Below are 623 nucleotides of genomic sequence, written 5' to 3'. Positions count from 1 at the left end.
CTTCATCGTGACCTGCTGCGCCGTCGACGCGCAGCCCGTCGGCGTGCCCGTGCACGATCCCGGCTGGGCGGCAGACCTCGCCGAGAACGAGTGGGTGCGGGTGTCGGGCCCCCTCGTGGCCAACCCGGGGGCGGGCGTGGAGGGCGCGCCGCCGATCGTCGTCGACCCCACCGCGGTCGACGTCGTCGAGGAGCCGGCGGATCCGTATGTCCACTGAGCCGGACCCGCCCGCCGAGCCCCTGGCATCCGCCGAGCCCTCCGCACCCGCCGAGCCGCGCGCATCCGCGGAGCCGCGCGCATCCACCCAGCCGCACCGGGCCGCGCGACCACGCGCATCTGGCACGCGCCGGTGGGGCTTCGGCGCCACGGTCGCCGCCACCCTCGGTGTGCTCGCGCTCGCCGCGGGCGCGCTCGTGGGGGTGAACGCGATCGTGGGGATGCGCGTCGACGTGAGCGTGCCGGATGCGTCGCGGCTCGTCGCATCCGCCCACCAGGCGATCGTGCTCACCGCCAACGAGCAGCTGCAGCCGCTCGACGCCGACGACGTGAGCCTCGAGCCCGAGGTGCCGTTCACCGTGACGGCGGTCGCGAACCGCGTCACGATCGCCCTCGACGAACCGCTC

The 623-nt window shown here is 75.6% G+C and carries 2 pseudogenes; both read left to right on the top strand.

Features of this window, described 5'->3' with window-relative positions:
* Positions 1-217 (top strand): annotated as a pseudogene (locus Q0D57_RS09760) (TIGR03943 family protein); the annotation flags it as partial.
* Positions 207-623 (top strand): annotated as a pseudogene (locus Q0D57_RS09755) (hypothetical protein); the annotation flags it as partial. The pseudogenes Q0D57_RS09760 and Q0D57_RS09755, both read left to right, overlap by 11 nt.

The sequence above is a fragment of the Herbiconiux sp. genome (assembly GCF_023264895.1).
Lineage (GTDB): Bacteria > Actinomycetota > Actinomycetes > Actinomycetales > Microbacteriaceae > Herbiconiux.
The sequence above is the reverse complement of the archived record's forward strand: the minus strand, read 5'-3'. Positions and strand labels throughout refer to the sequence as shown.